The organism is Saccharopolyspora taberi (assembly GCF_039534165.1).
GTDB classification, from domain to species: Bacteria; Actinomycetota; Actinomycetes; order Mycobacteriales; family Pseudonocardiaceae; genus Saccharopolyspora_D; species Saccharopolyspora_D taberi.
This window is the reverse complement of sequence record NZ_BAAAUX010000005.1, coordinates 263,780-283,034: the sequence shown is the minus strand read 5'-3', so window position 1 is coordinate 283,034 and position 19,255 is coordinate 263,780. Positions and strand designations below refer to the sequence as shown.

Sequence of the window (19,255 nt, the reverse complement as noted above, 5' to 3'; positions counted from 1 at the left end):
CGACCTCTCCAACGTGCCCTCGCCCGGAACGGATCACCAACCCCGATTTCCGAACCTGTGGATAAACCAACCCCCTGTGGACAACTCCGCAGGAACCAGAAACAAGATTCACGAATAGTTCGCCCGATCGGGCGGACTATTCCGATATCGGCTCACAAAAAAGCTCGGGTGGTCACCGCGTGACCACCCGAGCCAGGTTCGAAGCTCAGCTCCCGAACGGGCCGCTCTCCGGCAACCGCAAGTCCGGTTTGTCCAGCTCCTCCACGTTCACGTCCTTGAACGTGATGACCCGGACGTTCTTCACGAAACGCGCCGGGCGGTACATGTCCCAGACCCAGGCGTCCGACATCGCGACCTCGAAGTAGACCTCCGAGTCCGAGTTGCGCACCTGCACGTCAACCGCGTTGGCCAGGTAGAAACGCCGCTCGGTTTCCACCACGTAGGTGAACTGGCCGACGATGTCGCGGTACTCCTTGTAGAGCTGCAGCTCCATCTCGGTCTCGTACTTTTCGAGATCCTCGGCGCTCATCGGTGTGCGAGCCCTTCTGCGTTGCCGTTCGGACTACAACTGCTCATTGTCCACCACATCCCCCTCGAAGGCATCGAACAAGCCCGGCTTGCTGCTGACCGCCCGCGGCGACCGCATCCCGTGCAGCCGCGCCGCGGCCACCACGTTCGCGTAGCACCACCGGTGCTGCTCGCAGGGGCCGTGCTGCTCCAGCCGCTCGGTGTGGTCGGCCGTGCAGTACCCCTTGTGGTCGGCGAAGCCGTACATCGGGAACTCGTCGTGCAGCTCGGTCATGATCCGGTCGCGGGTGACCTTCGCCAGCACCGAGGCCGCCGCGACGCAGGCCGCGACCAGGTCGCCCTTGACGACCGCGACGCTCGGCGTGCCCAGGCCCGGTACCCGGAAACCGTCGGTCAGCACGTACCCCGGGTGCACGGCCAGCTGGGCGACGGCCCGGCGCATCCCCTCCAGGTTGGCGACGTGGATGCCGATGGCATCCACCTCCTCCGCCGAGATCACCACGACCGACCAGCTCAGCGCCTTCGCCGTGATCACCCCGTACAGCCGCTCCCGCTCCGCGGCGCTGAGCACCTTGGAATCGGTCAGGCCCTCGAACCTGCGGCCGTCCCCCGGGCGCAGCGTGCAGGCGGCCACGACCAGCGGGCCGGCGCAGGCCCCCCGGCCCGCCTCGTCCACGCCGGCCACCGGACCGAGTCCCCGGCGGTCCAGGGCGCCCTGCAGGGCCCAGTTGCCGGTGCTCCGCCGGATCACCGTCCTGGGCGGTCGCAGTCCCGCCACTCTGGCAACCACGGTCAGTGCCGCTCCCGCGAACGTAGGAGTCCTCCACGCACGAGCCTACGACCCGCCCAGACCACGGGGAACGCCGCGGCGAAACCCACCCCGGCAGGCAACCCGGCCTGCCACGCGGGGGCGCCCAGCGCGTCGGCCTGCGGGTTCGGGTCTCCGATGCCCTGCCAGCGCGTCGGCGGCAGCACGATCACCTGTGCCTTGCCGATCACGTTGTCGACCGGGACCGCGCCGTTGATGCCGCCACCGCCCTGCACGCGCGAGTCGGCGGAGTCGTTGCGGTTGTCGCCCATGACCCAGATGTGCCCGGGCGGAACCGTGACCGCCTCGAAGTCCTGCTGCTCGTTGCCGCGGCCCGGCTCCCAGTAGACGTAGGGCTCGTTGAGCGGCTTGCCGTCGACGGTGACCCGGTTCTCGGTGTCGCAGCACTCGACGGTCTGGCCCTGGGTCGCGATCACCCGCTTGACGAAGTCCTTCTCGTCCGGGGTGCCGAACCCGATCAGCGAGGCCGCGCCCTGGAAGAACTGTGCGACGGGGTTGGCCGACTCCTGCACGTGGAACTCGTTCTGCACCCACGCGGGCGGGCCGCGGAACACGACCACGTCACCGGGCTCGGGGTCGGTGAACCGGTAGCTGACCTTGTCCACGAGGACCCGGTCGTTGTTGCACCCGGTGCACCCGTGCAGGGTCTGCTCCATCGACTGCGACGGGATGACGTACACCCTGGCCAGGAACGCCTGGATGAGCACGGTCAGCACGAGCGCGGTGACGATCAGGATCGGCAGCTCGCGCCAGAACGAGCCCTTCTTCTGCTTGCCCGAGGATCGCCACCGACGTGCCGGTCGCTCTTCAGGGGCATCGCGGTGCTCCCCGTCCTGGGGATCTTCCTCTGGTCCGGTGGAGCGCATCACGTCGGCCACCCGGCCAGGCTACTTGAACGTGACGGACCGCGATCGGGCTACCCCGCGCCCCGCGCGTCGCCACTGAGCGGAATCACGCTGGGTACGCCGGATCAACCGGTTCAGTGATCTGCCACCCGGAAATGCACAACGGCCCGGGTGCGGACACCCGGGCCGTTCGACATTCTCCGCTCCGCGGCTCGATCAGGAAGCGGGCGCGGTCTCGCGCTTCTCCTTGATCTTGGCCGCCTTGCCGCGCAGGTCGCGCAGGTAGTACAGCTTCGCCCGGCGGACGTCACCGCGGGTGGCGACCTCGATCTTGGCGATGTTCGGGCTGTGCACCGGGAAGGTGCGCTCCACGCCGACACCGAAGGACACCTTGCGGACGGTGAAGGTCTCCCGGACGCCGCCGCCCTGACGGCGGATCACCACGCCCTGGAAAACCTGGTTCCGCTCGCGCGAACCCTCGATGACGCGGACGTGGACCTTCAGCGTGTCGCCAGGCCGGAAGGCGGGGATGTCGGAACGCAGCGACTGGGCGTCCAGAGCGTCCAGGGTGTTCATCGGTGGTCCGTCCTCATCCGTGTCGTTTCCCCGTGTTCTCGCACGTCGGTGCGCCCAGCGGGTGGGCACCGCCTGACACGGGGTGAGCTTGCTTTGAGCGCGCCGGCTGTCACTCCGGCTGCAGCAACCGGTCCAGTGTGCCAGACGCGCACTTTCATGCCGAAACCGGCCCGTCCGGAGTGCTCGCGCTAGGCGGAGCTGCCGGTGGACCGGGGATCACCGGGGTGATCCGACTCCTCAAGCCTATCGAGTACCGCGCGGTCCCCGGCGTCCAGGGTCCGCTCCGGCAGCGCGTCCAGCAGGTCCGGACGCCTGCGGTAGGTCCGCTCCAGGGCCTGGTCCCGCCGCCAGCGGGCGATGGCCGCGTGGTTCCCGGAACGCAGCACGTCCGGGACCGGGAGCTCGCGCCAGACCTCCGGCCGGGTGTAGCAGGGGCCTTCGAGCAGCCCGTCGGAGAACGAGTCCTGCTCCGCCGAGGCCGGGTTGCCCAGCACTCCGGGCAGCAGCCGGACCACTGCCTCGATCATGGTCAGGGCCGCGACCTCGCCGCCGACCAGCACGTAGTCGCCGATGGAGACCTCCTCCACCGGCATCCGGCGGGAGGCGTCCTCGATCACCCGCTGGTCGATGCCCTCGTAGCGCCCGCAGGCGAAGACCAGCCAGGGTTCCCGCGACCAGCGCACCGCAGTGCGCTGGGTGAACGGTCGACCGGCCGGGGTGGGCACCACCAGCAGGGGCATCCGCTCCGGGTCGGAGCCGCACACCTCGTCCAGGGCCTCGCCCCAGACGTCGGGCTTCATGACCATGCCCGGGCCACCGCCGTACGGGCTGTCGTCGACCGCCCGGTGCACGTCGTGGGTCCAGTCGCGCAGGTCGTGCACGCCGACGGCGATCCGCTCCCGCTGGATGGCCTTGCCGAGCAGCGCTTCGCGCAGCGGGTTCAGGTAGTCCGGGAAGATCGTGATGACGTCGATGCGCATGGGAAGCCTTGCGGTGAGTCGCCCTGCGACGGGCTGGGAGTGGATGGCGGGATCACTGCTGGGAGTCGAAAAGACCTTCCGGCGGATCGACCAGCAGCCGGCCACCTTCGAGATCGACCTCGGGCACGATCTCGGTCACGAACGGCACGAGCACCTCGTGCCGTTCGGGGGTGCGCACCGCCAGCAGCTCTCCCGCCGGGGTGTGCACGACGTCGGTCACGACACCGGCGTCCGCGCCGTCCGGGAGCACCACGCGCAGCCCTTCGAGCTGGTGGTCGTGGAACTCGTCCGGGTCGTCGGTCGGTTCGAGCTCGTCGGCGGGCACCGTCAGCACCGCTCCGCGCAGCTCCTCGGCCGCCTCCCGGCCGCGCACGCCCTCCGCGAACACGAGCAGCCGTCCGGCGTGCGGCCGGACGGCTGCCACGGTGAAGCTCTCGGAACCGCGCGCACCGCGGCGCCGCAGGCCGAGCACCGAGCCCGGAGCGAAACGCAGCTCCGGGCTGTCGGTGCGGACCTCGACGACGAGTTCGCCCTGCACGCCGTGCGGCTTGACGATCCGCCCGACGACCAGGGTCACCGGTTCCTGATCGCTCATGTTCGTGCTCAGCGGTCGGTGTCGACCACGTCGACCCGGATGCCGCGGCCACCGATGCCCGAGATCACGGTCCGCAGTGCGGTCGCCGTGCGGCCGCCGCGCCCGATGACCTTGCCCAGGTCGTCCGGGTTCACGTGCACCTCGAGGGTGCGGCCGCGACGGGTCGTGATCAGCTGCACGCGAACGTCGTCGGGGTTGTCGACGATGCCGCGCACCAGGTGTTCGAGCGCGTCCGCGACGACCGTCACGCCTGGCCTTCCTCGGACTTCTGCTCCTCGGCGGGCTTGTCCTCGGCGGCCTCGGCCTTCTTGCCGCCCTTCTTCTTCGGAGTGGTCGCCTCGGCGACCGGCTCCTCGCCGGCGGCGGCCAGCGCGGCCTCGAACAGCTCCTGCTTGCTCGGCTTGGCCGGGGCGACCTTCAGCTTGCCCTCGGCGCCCGGCAGGCCCTTGAACTTCTGCCAGTCGCCGGTGATCTCCAGGATGTTCTGCACCGGCTCGGTCGGCTGCGCGCCGACACCCAGCCAGTACTGCGCCCGCTCGGAGTCCACCTCGATCCGGCTGGGCTCCTCCATCGGGTGGTACTGGCCGATCGTCTCGATCGCCCGGCCGTTGCGGCGGGTGCGGGCGTCGGCGACGACAATGCGGTAGTGCGGCTCGCGGATCTTACCGATCCGCGCCAGCTTGATCTTCACAGCCACGGGTTGTGGTGCTCCTCAGACTCTCGTTCGTGCTCGGGTGAGCATGCCACTCCGCGTGGGGCTACGGGATGGAACGCTCTTACGTCGACCGGCCGCGGGCGGTGAGAGGGACCGCTCGCAGCGAACAGCTACCCATTGTGCCAGACGCCCCCGGCCTCGCCGTTCCGGGCGTCGGCCTACTCGGGCATCACGCCCAGCGAGATCAGCAGCAGCCCGACCGCGGGCAGGAAGTTGTTCACCTGGTGCGCGACGATGCTCGCGGTGACCCGACCGGTGACCATCCGGGCGACGCCGATCGGGATCGCGATCACCAGCAGCAGCAAGGTGCGCTCCGGTTCCAGGTGGCCGATCGCGAAGATGGCGGTGCTGAGCACGAGCGCGGTCCACTTGCTCCAGCGCAGCCGCTCCATCGCGCCCCAGAGCAGGCCGCGGTAGAGCAGTTCCTCGCACACCGGGGCGACCAGCCACACGTGCAGGAAGATCACCACGGCGAGCGCGGGCGGCAGCCGGATCCCGTCGAGCATGCTGCTGACCGTGGAGTTGGCGTTGTCCTGGCCGACCCAGTTGATCCACACCATCGACGCGATGGTGGTGCTGACCAGGCCGATCACGCCGATGCCCAGCCCGGTCGTGATGTCCTTCCAGCGCCACTGCAGGCCGAAGTCGATGCGCGGGCCGTTGCCCCGCACCAGCGTGATGACCACCGCGACCAACCCGGCCAGGACCGTCGGCACGACCAGCATCAGCACCAGCGCCAGCCCGAGCCGGGAGCCCTCGTCGCCGAGTTCGCCGAAGAACGCCGCGACGGTCACCGACACCAGCACGAAGACGGCCTGCGCCAGGAAGAACGCACCGAAGCCCCACCGGTGCGCCGGGCGTTCGGGTTCCGGGCGCGGTTCGGTCACCGTGCCGCCTGCTTCGGGTAGTGATGTGCTCAAACTGCGCCTCCGTGCGACCGGATCGTGCCTGCCGAACGCGCTTCCACACCGATCGACACCGCCGGAACCGCCAGGTTACCCGCGCGTCCGCTCGCCTCGGGCGGATCCGGTCAACCGGCGGCGAAGAACAGGACCACGGCGGGCAGGAAGTTGTTGGTCGCGTGCGCGATCATGCTCGCGCCGACCCGGCCGGTGATCATCCGCGCCGCGCCGATGGCCAGGCCGCCCGCGAAAAGCACCGGGGTGCGCCACGCCTCCTGGTGGATGAAGGCGAAGATCAGCGCCGTGAGCAGCAGGATCGCGTATCGCGGGACGCGGTAGTGCTCCAGCGCTCCCCAGAGCGCTCCGCGCACCAACAGTTCCTCGGTCAGCGGGGCGCCGAGGAAGGCGAACAGCGCGAACAGGAACAGCCAGACCGTCTTCTCGCCCTGCATCAGCCGGGTGAGCGCGCTGTCCGGCGGCATCCCGTTGATCGCGATCATGATCATGCCCAGCACCCACGAGGCGAGCAGCGCGATCCCGCCGCAGGCGAGGCCGACCCGCAGGTCGCGCAGCTTCGGCACGATGCCGAAGTCGGAGCGCAGGCCGTTGCCCCGCAGCCAGGAGAACAGCGCCGGGACCAGCCCCAGCACGATGTTCGGCGCGAAGGCCAGCAGCAGCATCGGGCCGAGGTCCGGCGGATCGGCCGGGTCGAAGCCGGTCTCGCGGGACGGCAGCGCGGCGCTGAGGACCAGGCTGATCAGGTAGTAGCTGCCGTAGCCGAGGAAGAACGCGGCGAAACCCCAGGCCAGGCTGCCCCTGCGGGCGGCTTCGAGCTGCGCCTCCCAGTAGCGCGGGTGCAGGTCGGGGTCGCTGGTGTCGTCGGCGCCGCGCATCGGCTGCGAGTACGCGGCCCAGGACGGACCCTGCTCCGGATCACCGGGCAGCCGGGCGACGGGGAAGCCGAGCGGATCCTCCCGCGACTGGTCCCGGAACGGCTCGTCCACGGTGCATCTCCCCCTCTTGCCGAACCCAACTATGCGCCCGTGATGGCCGGGCGACATCGGTGATCATGCTCCACTTTCACCGAGTCGGGTGGATCCGGCGGGAGGCGTCAGCCGACGACGCGTCCGCGCAACACGATCCTGCGGGGGTTGCGCAGCGCGTTCAGGTCCTTGCGGGGGTCGTCGTCGTAGCAGACGAGGTCGGCTGCCGCGCCGTGCCGGAGGTCCGACCAGCCCAGCCACTCGCGCGCGGACCACGACGCGGCGCCGATGGCCTGCTCGGTGGACATGCCCACGCGGTGCAGCGCCTGCACCTCGTCGACAAGCACGCCGTGCGCGATCCCGCCACCCGCGTCGGTGCCCGCGTAGACCGGGACGCCGGCCTCGATCGCCTTGGCCACGGTCCGGTCGCCCCGCTCGTACAGCGCGGTCATGTGCGCGGCGTAGTCCGGGTACTTGACGGCCGCCGACGCGAACGAGGGGAAGTTCTCGATGTTGACCAGGGTCGGGACCAGCGCGGTCCCGCGTTCGGCCATCATCGCGACGGTCTCGTCGGTCAGGCCGGTGCCGTGCTCGATGCAGTCGATCCCGGCAGCCAGCAGTCCCGGCAGCGCGTCCTCGCCGAAGACATGCGCGGTCACCCGCGCCCCGCGCGCGTGCGCGGCGGCGATCGCCTCGGCGAGCACATCGTCGCTCCACAGCGGCGCGAGGTCGCCGACCGAGCGGTCGATCCAGTCGCCGACGAGCTTGACCCAGCCGTCGCCGTACTCGGCCTGCTCGGCGACCGCCGCGGGCAGCTGCTCCTCGTGCTCCAGCTGGTCGGCCAGGTACGGGATGTAGCGCTTGGGCCGCGCGAGGTGCTTGCCCGCGCGGATGATCCGCGGCAGGTCCTCGCGCTCCTGAAGAGGCCGGGTGTCGATCGGCGCCCCGCAGTCGCGGATCAGCAGCGTGCCCGCGTCCCGGTCGGCCTCGGCCTGCACCGCGGCCTCGTCGAGGTCCACCGGCCCCTGCGGGCCGATGCCGACGTGGCAGTGCGCGTCGACCAGACCGGGCAGCACGTACCCGCCGTCGAACACCGTCGTCGCGTCAGGCACCGGCTCCAGGCTGATCCGGCCGCCGGTGATCCACACGTCGCGGTGCTCGGCGCCGGGCAGCACCACGGCGCGCAGGTGCAGGGCGGTCACTTCTTCTTGCCGAAGTTCAGCTTCGACGGGTCGAACCCGGCGGGCAGGTCGTTCATGCCGCCGCCGAGCTGGGACAGGTCGGGACCGCCGCCACCGGGCATGCCGCCGCCCGGCGGGAGTCCGGGGAACCCGGCGGGCATCCCGCGCATCCCCTTCGGCGGGGTCGGCCCGCGGCCCTTGCCCTTCTTGCCCTTCTTCCCCTTCTTGCCCTTGCGGTTGCCCCCGCCGCCGAAGCCGCCGAACTGGCCGGCCATCTGCTGCATCATCTTGCGGGCCTCGAAGAACCGGTTGACCAGGTCGTTGATCTCGCTGATCGTGACGCCGGAACCGCGCGCGATGCGCTGCCGCCGCGAGGCGTTGATGATCTTCGGGTCCTCCCGCTCGGCGGGGGTCATGCCGCGGATGATCGCCTGCACCCGGTCGAGGTGCTTCTCGTCGAAGTTGGCGAGCTGGTCCTTCATCTGGCCCGCACCCGGCAGCATGCCCAGCAGGTTCTGCAGCGGGCCCATCTTGCGGACCGCCTGCATCTGCTCCAGGAAGTCCTCCAGCGTCAGCTGGCCCGCGCCGAGCTTCTGCGCCGCCTGCTCGGCCTGCTCGGCGTCGAACGCCTGCTCGGCCTGCTCGATGAGGGTGAGCACGTCGCCCATGCCCAGGATCCGGCTGGCCATCCGGTCCGGGTGGAAGACGTCGAAGTCCTCCAGCTTCTCGCCGTTGGAGGCGAACATGATCGGCTGGCCGGTGACCTCGCGGACCGACAGCGCGGCACCACCGCGGGCGTCGCCGTCGAGCTTGGTCAGCACCACGCCGGAGAAGCCGACGCCGTCGCGGAACGCCTCGGCGGTGGTGACCGCGTCCTGACCGATCATCGCGTCGACGACGAACAGGGTCTCGTCGGGCTTGACCGCGTCCCGGATGTCGGCGGCCTGCTGCATCATCTCCTGGTCGATGCCCAGCCGGCCCGCGGTGTCGACGATGACGATGTCGTGCTGGGCGCGGCGCGCCTCGTCGATGCTGCGCCGGGAGACCTCGACCGGGTCGCCGACGCCGTTGCCCGGCTCGGGCGCGAACACCGCGACCCCGGCCCGCTCCCCGACGACCTGCAGCTGGTTGACCGCGTTCGGGCGCTGGAGGTCGGCGGCGACCAGCATCGGGGTGTGGCCCTGGCTCTGCAGCCAGCGGGCCAGCTTGCCCGCCAGGGTGGTCTTGCCGGAACCCTGCAGACCGGCGAGCATGATCACCGTCGGCGGGGTCTTGGCGTACTCCAGCCTGCGGGTCTCGCCGCCGAGGATGGTGACAAGCTCCTCGTTGACGATCTTGACGACCTGCTGCGCCGGGTTGAGGGCCTGCGAGACCTCCGCGCTCTTGGCGCGTTCCTTGACACCCGCGATGAAGCTGCGCACCACCGGCAGCGCCACGTCGGCTTCCAGCAGGGCGATGCGGATCTCCCGCGCGGTGGCGTCGATGTCGGCGTCGGACAGCCGGCCCTTGCCGCGCAGATTCTTCAGGACCGAGGTGAGCCGGTCGGAGAGAGTGTCGAACACGGGGGCTCCAGAGTCGTGGATGTTCCTATGCGAGGGTAACCGCCCGGCGGAACCCGTTGGTCCACGCACGGGCGTCGATCATCGGCGGGGACACCGGTCCGGTGCCCCCACCTGCGGGAACGATCAGGCGTGGTCGCGGACCGCGCGCTTGCCCGCGACCGTGCGGGCCGAGCCCGGCGAGCGCTGGCCCTTGCGGTGCGGGCGCGGCTTGTCCCGGCCGGGCCGGTGCGGGCGCCTGCTGACGAACTCGCCGTCGGCGAGGCTGATCCGCAGGCCGCGACCGGCGACCTGGGTCTTGCGCAGCCTGCGCAGCACGTCGTCGGGCAGGTCCGCGGGCAGCTCGATCAGGGTGTGCCCGTCGCGGATGTCGATGTGGCCGATGTGCTTGCTGTGCAGCCCGCCCTCGTTGGCCAGCGCCCCGACCAGCGCGCTCGGGGTGACCCGGTTGCGGCGGCCGACCTCGACCCGGTAGGTCTCGGTGTCCGAGGTCTCGGGCTCGAACTTCGCCGCGCCGGTGTCGCGGCCGCGCTTCGGCTCCGGCTCGGGCTCCAGCAGCAGCGGGGTCTCGCCCTGCACCATGCTGGCCAGCGCGGCGGCGATCTCGGCCGCGGGCACGTCGTGGGTGCGCTCGTACTCCTGGACCAGGTTCTGGAACAGCTCCAGCCCGCCCTTGGCGAGGGTGTCGGTGATGCTCTGGGCGAACTTGGCCAGCCGCTGGTCGTTGACCGCGTCGATGCTGGGCAGATCCATCTGGCCGATCGACTGGCGGGTGGCCTTCTCGATCGAGCGCAGCATGTGCCGCTCGCGCGGGGAGACGAACAGGATCGCCTCGCCGCTGCGGCCCGCGCGGCCGGTGCGGCCGATGCGGTGCACGTACGACTCGCTGTCGTGCGGGATGTCGTAGTTGAGCACGTGCGAGATGCGCTCGACGTCGAGACCGCGGGCCGCGACGTCGGTGGCGACGAGGATGTCGATCCGGCCCTCCCGCAGGTGGCCGATGGTGCGCTCGCGCGCGGCCTGCGGGATGTCGCCGTTGATCGCCGCCGCGCTGAAGCCGCGGGCCTGGAGCTTCTCGGCCAGCTCCTCGGTGAGCTGCTTGGTGCGCACGAACACGATCATCGCGTCGAAGGTCTCGACCTCGAGGATCCTGGTGAGCGCGTCCAGCTTGGCCGGGCCGCGGACCGGGATGTAGCGCTGGTTGATGTTGGTGGCGGTGGTGGTCCTGGTCTTGACCGAGATCTCCACCGGCTCGTTGAGGTAGGACTGGCTGATCTTGCGGATCGCCGGCGGCATGGTGGCCGAGAACAGCGCGACCTGCCGCTGCTCGGGCACCGACTGCAGGATGGTCTCGACGTCCTCGATGAAGCCCATCCGCAGCATCTCGTCGGCCTCGTCGAGCACCAGGTTCTTCAGCCCGGTCAGGTCCAGCGAACCCTTGTTGAGGTGGTCGATGATGCGGCCGGGGGTGCCGACGACGACGTGCGCGCCGCGCTTGAGCCCGGCCAGCTGCGGACCGTAGCTCTGGCCGCCGTAGATCGGCAGGACGTGGAAGCCGGGCAGGTGCGCGGCGTAGCGCTGGAACGCCTCCGAGACCTGGATGGCGAGCTCGCGCGTGGGGGCGAGCACCAGCGCCTGCGGCGTCTTGGCGTCGAGGTCGAGCCGGGTCAGGATGGGCAGCGCGAAGGCGGCGGTCTTACCGGTGCCGGTCTGCGCGAGGCCCATGACGTCGTGGCCTTCGAGCAGGGGCGGGATCGTCTGGGCCTGGATGGGGGACGGCGACTCGTAACCGATTTCGGCCAGGACCTTCAGGACGCGCGGGTCGAGGTCGAGTTCGTCGAAGGTGGGCATGCTGGGCGCAGGTCTCCTCGGGGATCGACAGGGGGCTGATCAATGCGATGACGGCCCTGCTCGAACGCCCACTCACGTCGTGAGGCAACAGTCAGGTCCTACAGCAGCGCGGTGGTACCACTGCTCGCGCATGTCGAACCGCGCACACCTACAACGCTCACACTGTTGCCAGTCACTCGCAGCTCGATGATCTCAGCCTGGTGTTCCGGGGCTTCTCCCCGCACACCGACTGCCCAGAGTAGCGGGCCGGTGAGATCGTTTCCGCCCCCACCCGGGGGGAACGAGACGACCGTCACCCGCCGATCTCCAGCCGGAGGCCGCGGGACAGGTCGTCCCGGGAGAAGACGTGGATGCTGTTCCAGCCGCGCGGGGGCCGCGCCGACAGCAGCTCGCGGTGGAAGCGCTCGGCCCGCCGGACGTGCCTGCGGAACGACCGGCCGCGGATCAGCCTGCCGCGGGCGTGCTGACCTGCCAGCGCGGTGGCGGCGTCCACGTGCAGCCACACCAGCACCCGGCGGCGTCCGGTGAGCAGTCCGACGAGCAGCAGCAGCGCCCGGGTGGTGCTGCGGGTGGACGGTTCGTGCGCGACCACGGGACCGGAGGTCGTCAGGCACTTCCACGCGATGCGGCTGCGGTGCGCGACGTGGACCAGCACCCGGTACCAGCGGTACGGCAGGCGGTCCGGCAGCACCTCGCGGAGAACCGCCCTGACCTGCTCGGAGTCCAGTGCCGTGATCGGGGCGTCGGTGCTGATCCGGGTCAGCAGCGTGCTCTTGCCCGCACCGGGCAGCCCGGCGAGGACCACGAGCGACCGGCGGTCGACTGGCACGGTCGGCGGTGGCCCGGCGGCTGAGTGCTGGTCCGAATTGTCCACAGGCCCACCAGGCTACGCGCTCGGTGATCTTCGCAGACCGGGCGAGTGCGCGATGCCACCCCGGAAATGCCGGAGGTGGCCCGCCCCCTCGACGAGCCACCTCGGCCCCCTCCCCCTAGACGCGATTCCCCCTGATCTGTCCGGTTCTCCCCCCGCCCGACCCCCAGCACGGGCGGGGCCCCCTTCCCGGACATCCCTTATCGCGTCTGGCCAGAAGTCTGCCGTCCACACGGGTCCGAGAGGACCGTGAAGCCCCCTGAGTGCGCCTGCGTAGTGCTACCCAGATTCCCTTAGGGACTGTCCGCACCGGGCTTCCGCCGCGCGCGGCGGATGCAGCAGAACCGACCTGGCTGGGGACGCCGAGCCTGCGGCCCGGCGGGTTGCACACCGCGTCGTCGGCGGGCGCGCCGTTGCCGTTGCGGCTGGTGTCGACGAGGAATTCGCTCCCGCCGCCGAGGGCTTGCTTGATCGCGTTGCCCTTGGCCATCGATTCCTCGGTCGGTGTTCCAGTCGCCGAACCAGCGGGCACCGGGCTTCTCGGCGATCTCGGTCCTGATCGCCCGCGCGTCGGCGTGGTCCGGGTTCTCGCGGACCCACACCGCGGGGTTGGAGTCGGGGTCGGTGTAAAAACCGTCGGTCATCTCGACCGGATTTCCCCGCACCACCGGAGAAGCCGCACCCAGGAGCCAAAAAAGGTGGGTGCGGACCGCTCCGCACCCACCTTTTTCCGGTCTCAGATCGCTTCGACGCCCGTTTCCCCGGTGCGCACCCGCACCACGGACTCCACCGGCGTCACCCAGACCTTGCCGTCACCGACGCTCCCGGTGCGGGTGGCGGTCACGATCCCGTCGACCACCTTGTCCGCGGTGGCGTCGTCGACGAGGACCTCGACCCGCAGCTTCTCGATGAAGTCCACCGCGTACTCGGCGCCCCGGTAGACCTCCTTGTGGCCCTTCTGCCTGCCGTAGCCCTGGGCCTGGCTGACGGTCATGCCCAGCACGCCGAGCCGGCCGAGCGCCTCCTTCAGATCGTCCAACTTGGACGGTTGCACGATCGCGGTCACCAGCTTCATGCGTTGCTGCCCTCCAGCTTGCGTTCCACCTCGTCGGCGCGGACAGGGGAACGGTAGACCGGACGGCCGCCGTCGAAGTGGTAGGCGGTCTCGGCGTGCTCGGTCTCGTCGATCCCCTCGACCTCGTCCTGCTCGCTCAGCCGGAACCCGACGGTCACCTTGACCAGCAGCGCGATGACCAGGCTGAGCACGAACGAGTATCCCAGCACCGCGACCGCGCCGACGGCCTGCCGCCACAGCTGGTCGAAGCCGCCGCCGTAGAGCAGCCCGGACACGCCGGCCGGGGCCGCCTCGGAGGCGAACACGCCGACCAGCAGGGTGCCCAGCAGGCCGCCGACCAGGTGCACGCCGACGACGTCGAGCGAGTCGTCGTAGCCGAAGCGGTACTTGAGGCTGACCGCCAGCGCGCAGATGCCGCCGGTGATCGCGCCGATCGCGATGGCGCCCACCGGGGTCACCGACGAGCACGCCGGGGTGATCGCCACCAGACCGGCGACGATGCCGGAGGCCGCGCCCAGGGTGGTCGCGTGGCCGTCGCGGATGCGCTCGACCAGCAGCCAGCCCAGCATCGCGGCGCTGGTGGCGACCAGGGTGTTGACCAGCACGACCGCGGCGGTGCCGTTGGCCGCCAGCGCCGAACCGGAGTTGAAGCCGAACCAGCCGAACCACAGCAGACCGGCACCGAGCACCACGAAGGGCAGGTTGTGCGGCTTGCCCGCCTCCTTCGGCCAGCCCTTGCGCTTGCCCAGCACGAGCACCAGCGCCAGCGCCGCCGCACCTGCGTTGATGTGCACCGCGGTGCCGCCTGCGAAGTCGATGGCGGCCAGGCGGTTGGCGATCCAGCCGCCGAGCGCGGTCACGTTGCCCGCGTCGTCCTTGGTGTCGAAGGCGAAGACCCAGTGCGCGACCGGGAAGTAGACCAGCGTCGCCCACAGCCCGGCGAACAGCAGCCAGGGGCCGAAGCGGGCGCGGTCGGCGATCGCGCCGGAGATCAGGGCCACGGTCAGGATCGCGAACATCGCCTGGAACCCGACGAACGCCAGCGTCGGGATGGTGCCGGAGATCTTGTCCTCACCGAGCAGCTGCGAGAGGCCGAAGAACTCGACCGGGTTGCCCAGCAACCCCGCTCCCCCGACGTCGGTGCCGAAAGCCGCGGAGTAGCCGAACAGCACCCACAGCACACCCACGACACCGATGCTGCCGAGGCTCATCATGAGCATGTTGAGCACGCCGCGCGAACGCACCATGCCCCCGTAGAAGAAAGCCAGTCCAGGGGTCATGAGCAGGACCAGGGCCGCGCTCACGAGCACCCATGCGGTGTCGCCTGAATTCACAATGCCTCCCCGTGCGGTCCGAGTTGGCCGGAATAATGGGAAATGCGTGTTTCAGGGACACGGGCGCGTTGTTTCGGGCTCGTGAAATCCTCCGCACAGCCGGTTACGGAACTGTTGTGAGCTCCGCGCGGACCACCGACTCCACCTGGAGCCGCCGCCCCGCCAGCAACCCCATGCAGAACAGCACCGCGCACACCACGAGCACCAGCCCGAGCGGGGCCAGCCAGTTGCCCGCCAGGTCGTGCAGCAACCCGACCGCCAGCGGGCCGGTGCCCGCGATGAGGTAGCCGGTGCCCTGGGCCATCCCGGACAGCGCGGCGGTGGTGTCGCTGTCCGGCGAGCGCAGCCCGATCAGCGTGAGCGCGAGCCCGAACGCCGCGCCCTGGGCCAGGCCGAGCACCACGGTGCCGATCCAGATCCCGGCGGGCGCGGGGCCCAGCACGATGACCACGAACCCGGTCGCGATCAGGACCGCCAGCCCGCAGGCGATCAGCCGCTGGTCGCGCAGCCTGCGGCAGAGCACCGGCACGGTCATCGACCCGGCGGCCTGGATGGCGGCCTGGATCCCCAGCAGCAGACCGGCGAGGCCCGGGCTCATGCCGCGGCTCTGCGCGATGGTCGGCAGCCAGCCGAAGACGACGTAGGCCAGCATCGACTGCAGCCCCATGAACACGGTGACCTGCCAGGCCAGCGGAGCGCGCCACAGACCGCCGGGGCTGATCGGCTCGGGGCGCGCGGCGGAAGCGTGCCGGAGGGCGAAGGCGCTGATCAGCAGGGCCACCAGGACCGGTAACGCCAGCGCGCCGAGGGGCAGCTGCCACGCCGAGCCCAGCGCCTGGCCGAGCGGGACGACGACGCTGGCCGCCACGGCGCCGCCGAGCGTCAGGCACACCGTGTAGATGGCGGTGATCATCGGCACCTGGCTCGGGAAGTCGCGCTTGATCAGCCCGGGCAGGGCGACGTTGGCCACCGCGATGCCGGCGCCGACCACGACCGTGCCGCCGACCAGCGCCCAGACGGGACCTGCCGCGCGGAGCAGGTTGCCGGTCAGGAGGACGATCAGGCATCCGACGACGACCTTCTCGTCACCGACCCGCTGCCGCAGCTTCGGCGCGAGGAACGCGAAAACCCCGAGGCACACCACCGGGAGCGTGGTGAGCATCCCGCCGAAGGTCGTCGACAGGCCGAGGTCCTGCTGGATCCGGTCCAACAGCGGGGCGATGGCCGTGAAGGGCGGTCGCAACGCCAGCGCCACCAGCACCACGAGCACGAGGGTCGCGACCGCGGCGGTCGTCTTGCGGTCGGTCACTGGCCGTCCTTTCCGAGGATGCCGCCGAGGGCGGTCAGTCCGGGTTCGATCACGGCGTGCGCGGCCTCGGCCGCGGCGGCCGGGTCACGGGCCTCGATGGCCGCGAGCAGGTCGTGGTGCGGTTGCGGGCCGGAGTCGACGAGGTCGTCATGCGCTCGCAGGGCGCGCAGCCCTTCGCGGAGCTTGCCGACGAAGTAGCGGTAGCTCTCCAGCAGCAGAGGGTTGCGGGCCGCGCGGACGACGGCGAGGTGGAAGTCGGCGTCGGCGGTGGCGAAGTCCTCGGGTGCCACGGCTTCGTCGCGGCGGCGGAGCAGGTCGCGCAGGCCGCGGAGGTCGTCCTCGTCGCGGCGGACGGCAGCCAGCCGCGCGGCCTGCACGTCGTAGGCGAGCTGGACCTCGAAGACGTCGTGCACCTCGGCCAGGCGCAGCTCGCGCAGCATCGGCGTCGGGTCGGCGGCGCTGACGACGAACGTGCCCGCGCCCTGCCTGCTCTCCAGCACGCCGAGGTGGGCCAGCGCCCGGACCGCTTCGCGGACCACGGCGCGGCTGACCTCCAGCTGGGCGCTGAGCTCCTGCTCGGTCGGTATCCGCGCGCCCGGTTCCCAGGCACCGCTGACCAGCTGCTCGTTGAGCTGCTCGATCACTTCCTCGACCGACGACCGACGTCCGACAGCGCGCATGGCCGCACCCTAGGTCAGACGTCAGTCGTCAGACAAATCTCAGACCTGCCAGTACCAGGTGTTTGCGCCGTAGTCGTACTCGACGCGGCTGTCGACGTGGGTGAACGAGTCGTAGCGGATGATCCCGGAAAAGCCCGAGGTCTGGGCGTAGCCGATGGTCTGGCTGACGCTCCTGCCGCTGATCACGATGTCGGCGGCGATGCCGTAGGTGTGCTGGCTGTTGGGAGCGCCGCCCACGCTCTCGTTGTGCGCCTTGCTGCGGAAGCCGGAGTTGACGGTGATCGCCGAGTCTCCGGCCTTCCTGCGGACCGCCTCCAGCTTGTACATCAGCCGCCGCACGTTCTCCTTGACCGCGGCCTGGTCGACGTTGCCACCGGAGAACCCGGCGCCGTCCTTGGACTGGAACTCGGCGAAGTCGAAGTGCGCGGTGGAGCCGTCAGCGTCCTCAAGCGCGTTGAGCGCGTCCTGCGTCGGGCCGTCCACGACGCCGCTGGCCGTCAGGCCGTAGGCGTTCTGGAAGCGGATGACGGCGGCCTTGGTGCCGGGCCCGAACTGCCCGTCGACGGCGACGTGGGTCTTCTCGGCGCTGTCGGCGGCCCAGCCCGCGACCCGGATCTGGAGCTCCCGCACGTCAGCGCCGCTGTCCCCTTCCCGCAGCTCGCGGCTCCACTCGTAGGCCGCGGCCTCGGGCGCGGTGACGCTGGAAACCCCGGTGAGCACGAGCAACGCCATCGCCAGCACGGCGACCAGTCGCGACATGAGCATCCCCTTTCGGCGATCTTCCGGACTCGGCCCGATCATGTCCGAAATTCACCGAATGGGGCAGTTGTTTCGCAGATTGCTCACCGGATGTTCGCGCCGACGCCCGGGAATCGTGGCCCCGAAACAAAGACCGGCCCCCCGCGCGAAGCGCAGGAGGCCGGTCCGGGAAGGGTGCTCAGCCCAGCAGGGCGTCGACGAAAGCGCCGGGTTCGAACGGGGCCAGGTCGTCGGGGCCCTCGCCGAGGCCGACGAGCTTGACCGGAACGCCGAGTTCGCGCTGGACCTGGAAGACGATTCCGCCCTTGGCGGTGCCGTCGAGCTTGGTGAGCACGATGCCGGTCACATCCACGACGTCGGAGAACACCCGGGCCTGGGTGAGGCCGTTCTGGCCGGTGGTCGCGTCCAGGACCAGCAGGACCTCGTCCACCTGGGCGCGCTTGTCGACCACGCGCTTGACCTTGCCGAGCTCGTCCATCAGGCCGGTCTTGGTGTGCAGGCGGCCCGCGGTGTCGATCAGCACCGTGTCGACCGCCGTGTCCGAGCCGCGGCTGACCGCCTCGAAGGCGACGCTCGCCGGGTCCGCTCCCTCGTTGCCGCGCACGACCTCCGCGCCGACCCGCTCGCCCCAGGTCGCCAGCTGCTCCACCGCCGCCGCGCGGAACGTGTCGGCCGCGCCGAGCAGCACCGTGCGGCCGTCGGCCACCAGGACCCGCGCGAGCTTGCCCGTCGTCGTGGTCTTGCCCGTGCCGTTGACGCCGACCACGAGGACCACCGCGGGCTTGCCGCCGTCGGCCGGGTCGCCGTGCGGCAGGGCCTGCACGGAACGCGGCATGTCCGGCCCGAGCGCGTCGACCAGGACCTCGCGCAGCAGGCCGCGGACCTCCTCGGAGGTGCGGAGACCGCGGGAGGCGATCTCCGAGCGGAGGCGCTCGGTGATCTCGGTGGTCGTGGCCGCGCCGAGGTCGGCCATCAGCAGCGTGTCCTCGATCTCCTCCCAGGACTCCTCGTCGAGGTCACCGGCGCCCAGCAGGCCCAGCAGCCCCTGCCCCAGCGTCGACCGGGACCGCGACAGCCTGCCGCGCAGGCGCTCCAGCCTGCCGGCGGTGGGCTCGATCTCCTCGCGGACCGGCTCGGCGGGCTCCGGCTCCGGCGCGGTGGGTTCCGGCGCGGTCGGTGCCGGGACAGCGGGCTCCGCAACAGCGGGCTCGGCGGGAGCCTGCTGCTCCGGAACCTCGACGTCGGTGTCGGCCGGCGCCGGGCCGTCGGGCAGCGGGACGTCGACGATGCCGCGCCGCTCGCTGTCGCGGGGCACCGCCGCGTCGTCACCGACGCCCGGCTGCCCCTCCACCTCCGGCCGCTCCTCCACCGGGTGCACCGGCGGCGCGGCCGTCCCACCGCTGGAGAGGCTGATGCCCCCGCCGGCCTGGTAACCGGTCTCCTTCCGGGCCTCGGCAGCCTCGTCCTGGCCCAGGCTGATCCGCCGCCTGCGGCTCAGCACCACGCCTGCGATCACGGCGACCGCGAGCACCACCAGGACGGCGACGACGATCAGAATCAGGTTCGAGCTGGTCACCCCACCATCCTCGCACCCTGCTGGGACGATCCGGTGAAAGGGCCGCTCGCGGAGCAGCGCGGGCGATTCACCGAATTGACCCGGCTCGGCGCTTGCGTCCCTCCCGC

Annotated in this window: 21 protein-coding genes; all 21 read right to left on the bottom strand. The window is 70.8% G+C overall.

What is annotated here, in order from left to right; translation table 11 throughout:
• Window positions 1–205: 205 nt before the first annotated feature.
• Entirely contained in the window at window positions 206–529 is a 324-nt protein-coding gene (locus ABD691_RS05960) for a DUF2469 domain-containing protein (protein WP_009943624.1), read from the bottom strand.
• Between the two features lie 33 nt (window positions 530–562).
• A complete protein-coding gene (locus tag ABD691_RS05955; RefSeq protein ID WP_344678392.1) occupies window positions 563–1,306 on the bottom strand; it encodes a ribonuclease HII in 744 nt (247 codons plus the stop codon).
• A gap of 14 nt (window positions 1,307–1,320) precedes the next feature.
• Window positions 1,321–2,235 carry a signal peptidase I gene (gene lepB, locus ABD691_RS05950; RefSeq protein WP_344678391.1) on the bottom strand — a complete coding sequence of 305 codons (915 nt, stop codon included), beginning with the start codon at window positions 2,233–2,235 and terminating at the stop codon, window positions 1,321–1,323.
• A gap of 183 nt (window positions 2,236–2,418) precedes the next feature.
• Window positions 2,419–2,778 (bottom strand): 50S ribosomal protein L19, encoded by a 360-nt coding sequence (rplS, locus tag ABD691_RS05945; protein WP_344678390.1) that lies wholly within the window; start codon window positions 2,776–2,778, stop codon window positions 2,419–2,421.
• A gap of 188 nt (window positions 2,779–2,966) precedes the next feature.
• Window positions 2,967–3,758 carry a tRNA (guanosine(37)-N1)-methyltransferase TrmD gene (gene trmD, locus ABD691_RS05940; protein WP_344678389.1) on the bottom strand — a complete coding sequence of 264 codons (792 nt, stop codon included), beginning with the start codon at window positions 3,756–3,758 and terminating at the stop codon, window positions 2,967–2,969.
• A 52-nt stretch (window positions 3,759–3,810) separates the two neighbouring features.
• Entirely contained in the window at window positions 3,811–4,353 is a 543-nt protein-coding gene (gene rimM / locus ABD691_RS05935) for a ribosome maturation factor RimM (protein WP_344678388.1), read from the bottom strand.
• An 8-nt stretch (window positions 4,354–4,361) separates the two neighbouring features.
• Window positions 4,362–4,601 carry an RNA-binding protein gene (locus ABD691_RS05930; RefSeq protein ID WP_344678387.1) on the bottom strand — a complete coding sequence of 80 codons (240 nt, stop codon included), beginning with the start codon at window positions 4,599–4,601 and terminating at the stop codon, window positions 4,362–4,364.
• The gene (gene rpsP / locus ABD691_RS05925) at window positions 4,598–5,050 is read right to left on the bottom strand and encodes a 30S ribosomal protein S16 (protein ID WP_344678386.1); all 453 of its coding nucleotides are present in this window, start codon (window positions 5,048–5,050) and stop codon (window positions 4,598–4,600) included. The genes ABD691_RS05930 and rpsP overlap by 4 nt, the downstream gene beginning before the upstream one ends.
• A 176-nt stretch (window positions 5,051–5,226) precedes the next feature.
• Complete coding sequence (locus ABD691_RS05920; RefSeq protein WP_344678385.1) at window positions 5,227–5,955, bottom strand: CPBP family intramembrane glutamic endopeptidase; 729 nt, start codon at window positions 5,953–5,955, stop codon at window positions 5,227–5,229.
• Between the two features lie 143 nt (window positions 5,956–6,098).
• Window positions 6,099–6,974 carry a CPBP family intramembrane glutamic endopeptidase gene (locus ABD691_RS05915; protein WP_344678384.1) on the bottom strand — a complete coding sequence of 292 codons (876 nt, stop codon included), beginning with the start codon at window positions 6,972–6,974 and terminating at the stop codon, window positions 6,099–6,101.
• Window positions 6,975–7,081: 107 nt separating this feature from the next.
• The gene (locus ABD691_RS05910) at window positions 7,082–8,155 is read right to left on the bottom strand and encodes an amidohydrolase family protein (protein WP_344678383.1); all 1,074 of its coding nucleotides are present in this window, start codon (window positions 8,153–8,155) and stop codon (window positions 7,082–7,084) included.
• Window positions 8,152–9,696, bottom strand: a complete 1,545-nt coding sequence (gene ffh, locus ABD691_RS05905) for a signal recognition particle protein (RefSeq protein WP_344678382.1) — start codon at window positions 9,694–9,696, stop codon at window positions 8,152–8,154. The genes ABD691_RS05910 and ffh overlap by 4 nt, the downstream gene beginning before the upstream one ends.
• Window positions 9,697–9,819: 123 nt before the next feature.
• Window positions 9,820–11,544 carry a DEAD/DEAH box helicase gene (locus ABD691_RS05900; RefSeq protein WP_344678381.1) on the bottom strand — a complete coding sequence of 575 codons (1,725 nt, stop codon included), beginning with the start codon at window positions 11,542–11,544 and terminating at the stop codon, window positions 9,820–9,822.
• Window positions 11,545–11,836: 292 nt separating this feature from the next.
• Window positions 11,837–12,373 carry an AAA family ATPase gene (locus tag ABD691_RS05895; RefSeq protein ID WP_344678380.1) on the bottom strand — a complete coding sequence of 179 codons (537 nt, stop codon included), beginning with the start codon at window positions 12,371–12,373 and terminating at the stop codon, window positions 11,837–11,839.
• Between the two features lie 160 nt (window positions 12,374–12,533).
• Window positions 12,534–12,905, bottom strand: a complete 372-nt coding sequence (locus ABD691_RS33835; RefSeq protein WP_344678379.1) for a glycoside hydrolase family 6 protein — start codon at window positions 12,903–12,905, stop codon at window positions 12,534–12,536.
• 246 nt (window positions 12,906–13,151) lie between these two features.
• Window positions 13,152–13,490, bottom strand: a complete 339-nt coding sequence (locus ABD691_RS05885; RefSeq protein ID WP_344678378.1) for a P-II family nitrogen regulator — start codon at window positions 13,488–13,490, stop codon at window positions 13,152–13,154.
• Entirely contained in the window at window positions 13,487–14,824 is a 1,338-nt protein-coding gene (locus ABD691_RS05880) for an ammonium transporter (RefSeq protein ID WP_344678377.1), read from the bottom strand. The genes ABD691_RS05885 and ABD691_RS05880 overlap by 4 nt, the downstream gene beginning before the upstream one ends.
• Before the next feature lie 103 nt (window positions 14,825–14,927).
• Entirely contained in the window at window positions 14,928–16,133 is a 1,206-nt protein-coding gene (locus ABD691_RS05875) for a CynX/NimT family MFS transporter (protein ID WP_344678376.1), read from the bottom strand.
• Window positions 16,130–16,813 (bottom strand): FadR/GntR family transcriptional regulator, encoded by a 684-nt coding sequence (locus ABD691_RS05870; RefSeq protein ID WP_344678375.1) that lies wholly within the window; start codon window positions 16,811–16,813, stop codon window positions 16,130–16,132. Before ABD691_RS05870 ends, ABD691_RS05875 begins: the two co-directional genes overlap by 4 nt.
• Window positions 16,814–16,852: 39 nt before the next feature.
• Complete coding sequence (locus ABD691_RS05865) at window positions 16,853–17,572, bottom strand: D-Ala-D-Ala carboxypeptidase family metallohydrolase (protein ID WP_344678374.1); 720 nt, start codon at window positions 17,570–17,572, stop codon at window positions 16,853–16,855.
• A 178-nt stretch (window positions 17,573–17,750) separates the two neighbouring features.
• Complete coding sequence (gene ftsY, locus ABD691_RS05860; RefSeq protein ID WP_344678373.1) at window positions 17,751–19,148, bottom strand: signal recognition particle-docking protein FtsY; 1,398 nt, start codon at window positions 19,146–19,148, stop codon at window positions 17,751–17,753.
• Window positions 19,149–19,255 lie beyond the last annotated feature (107 nt).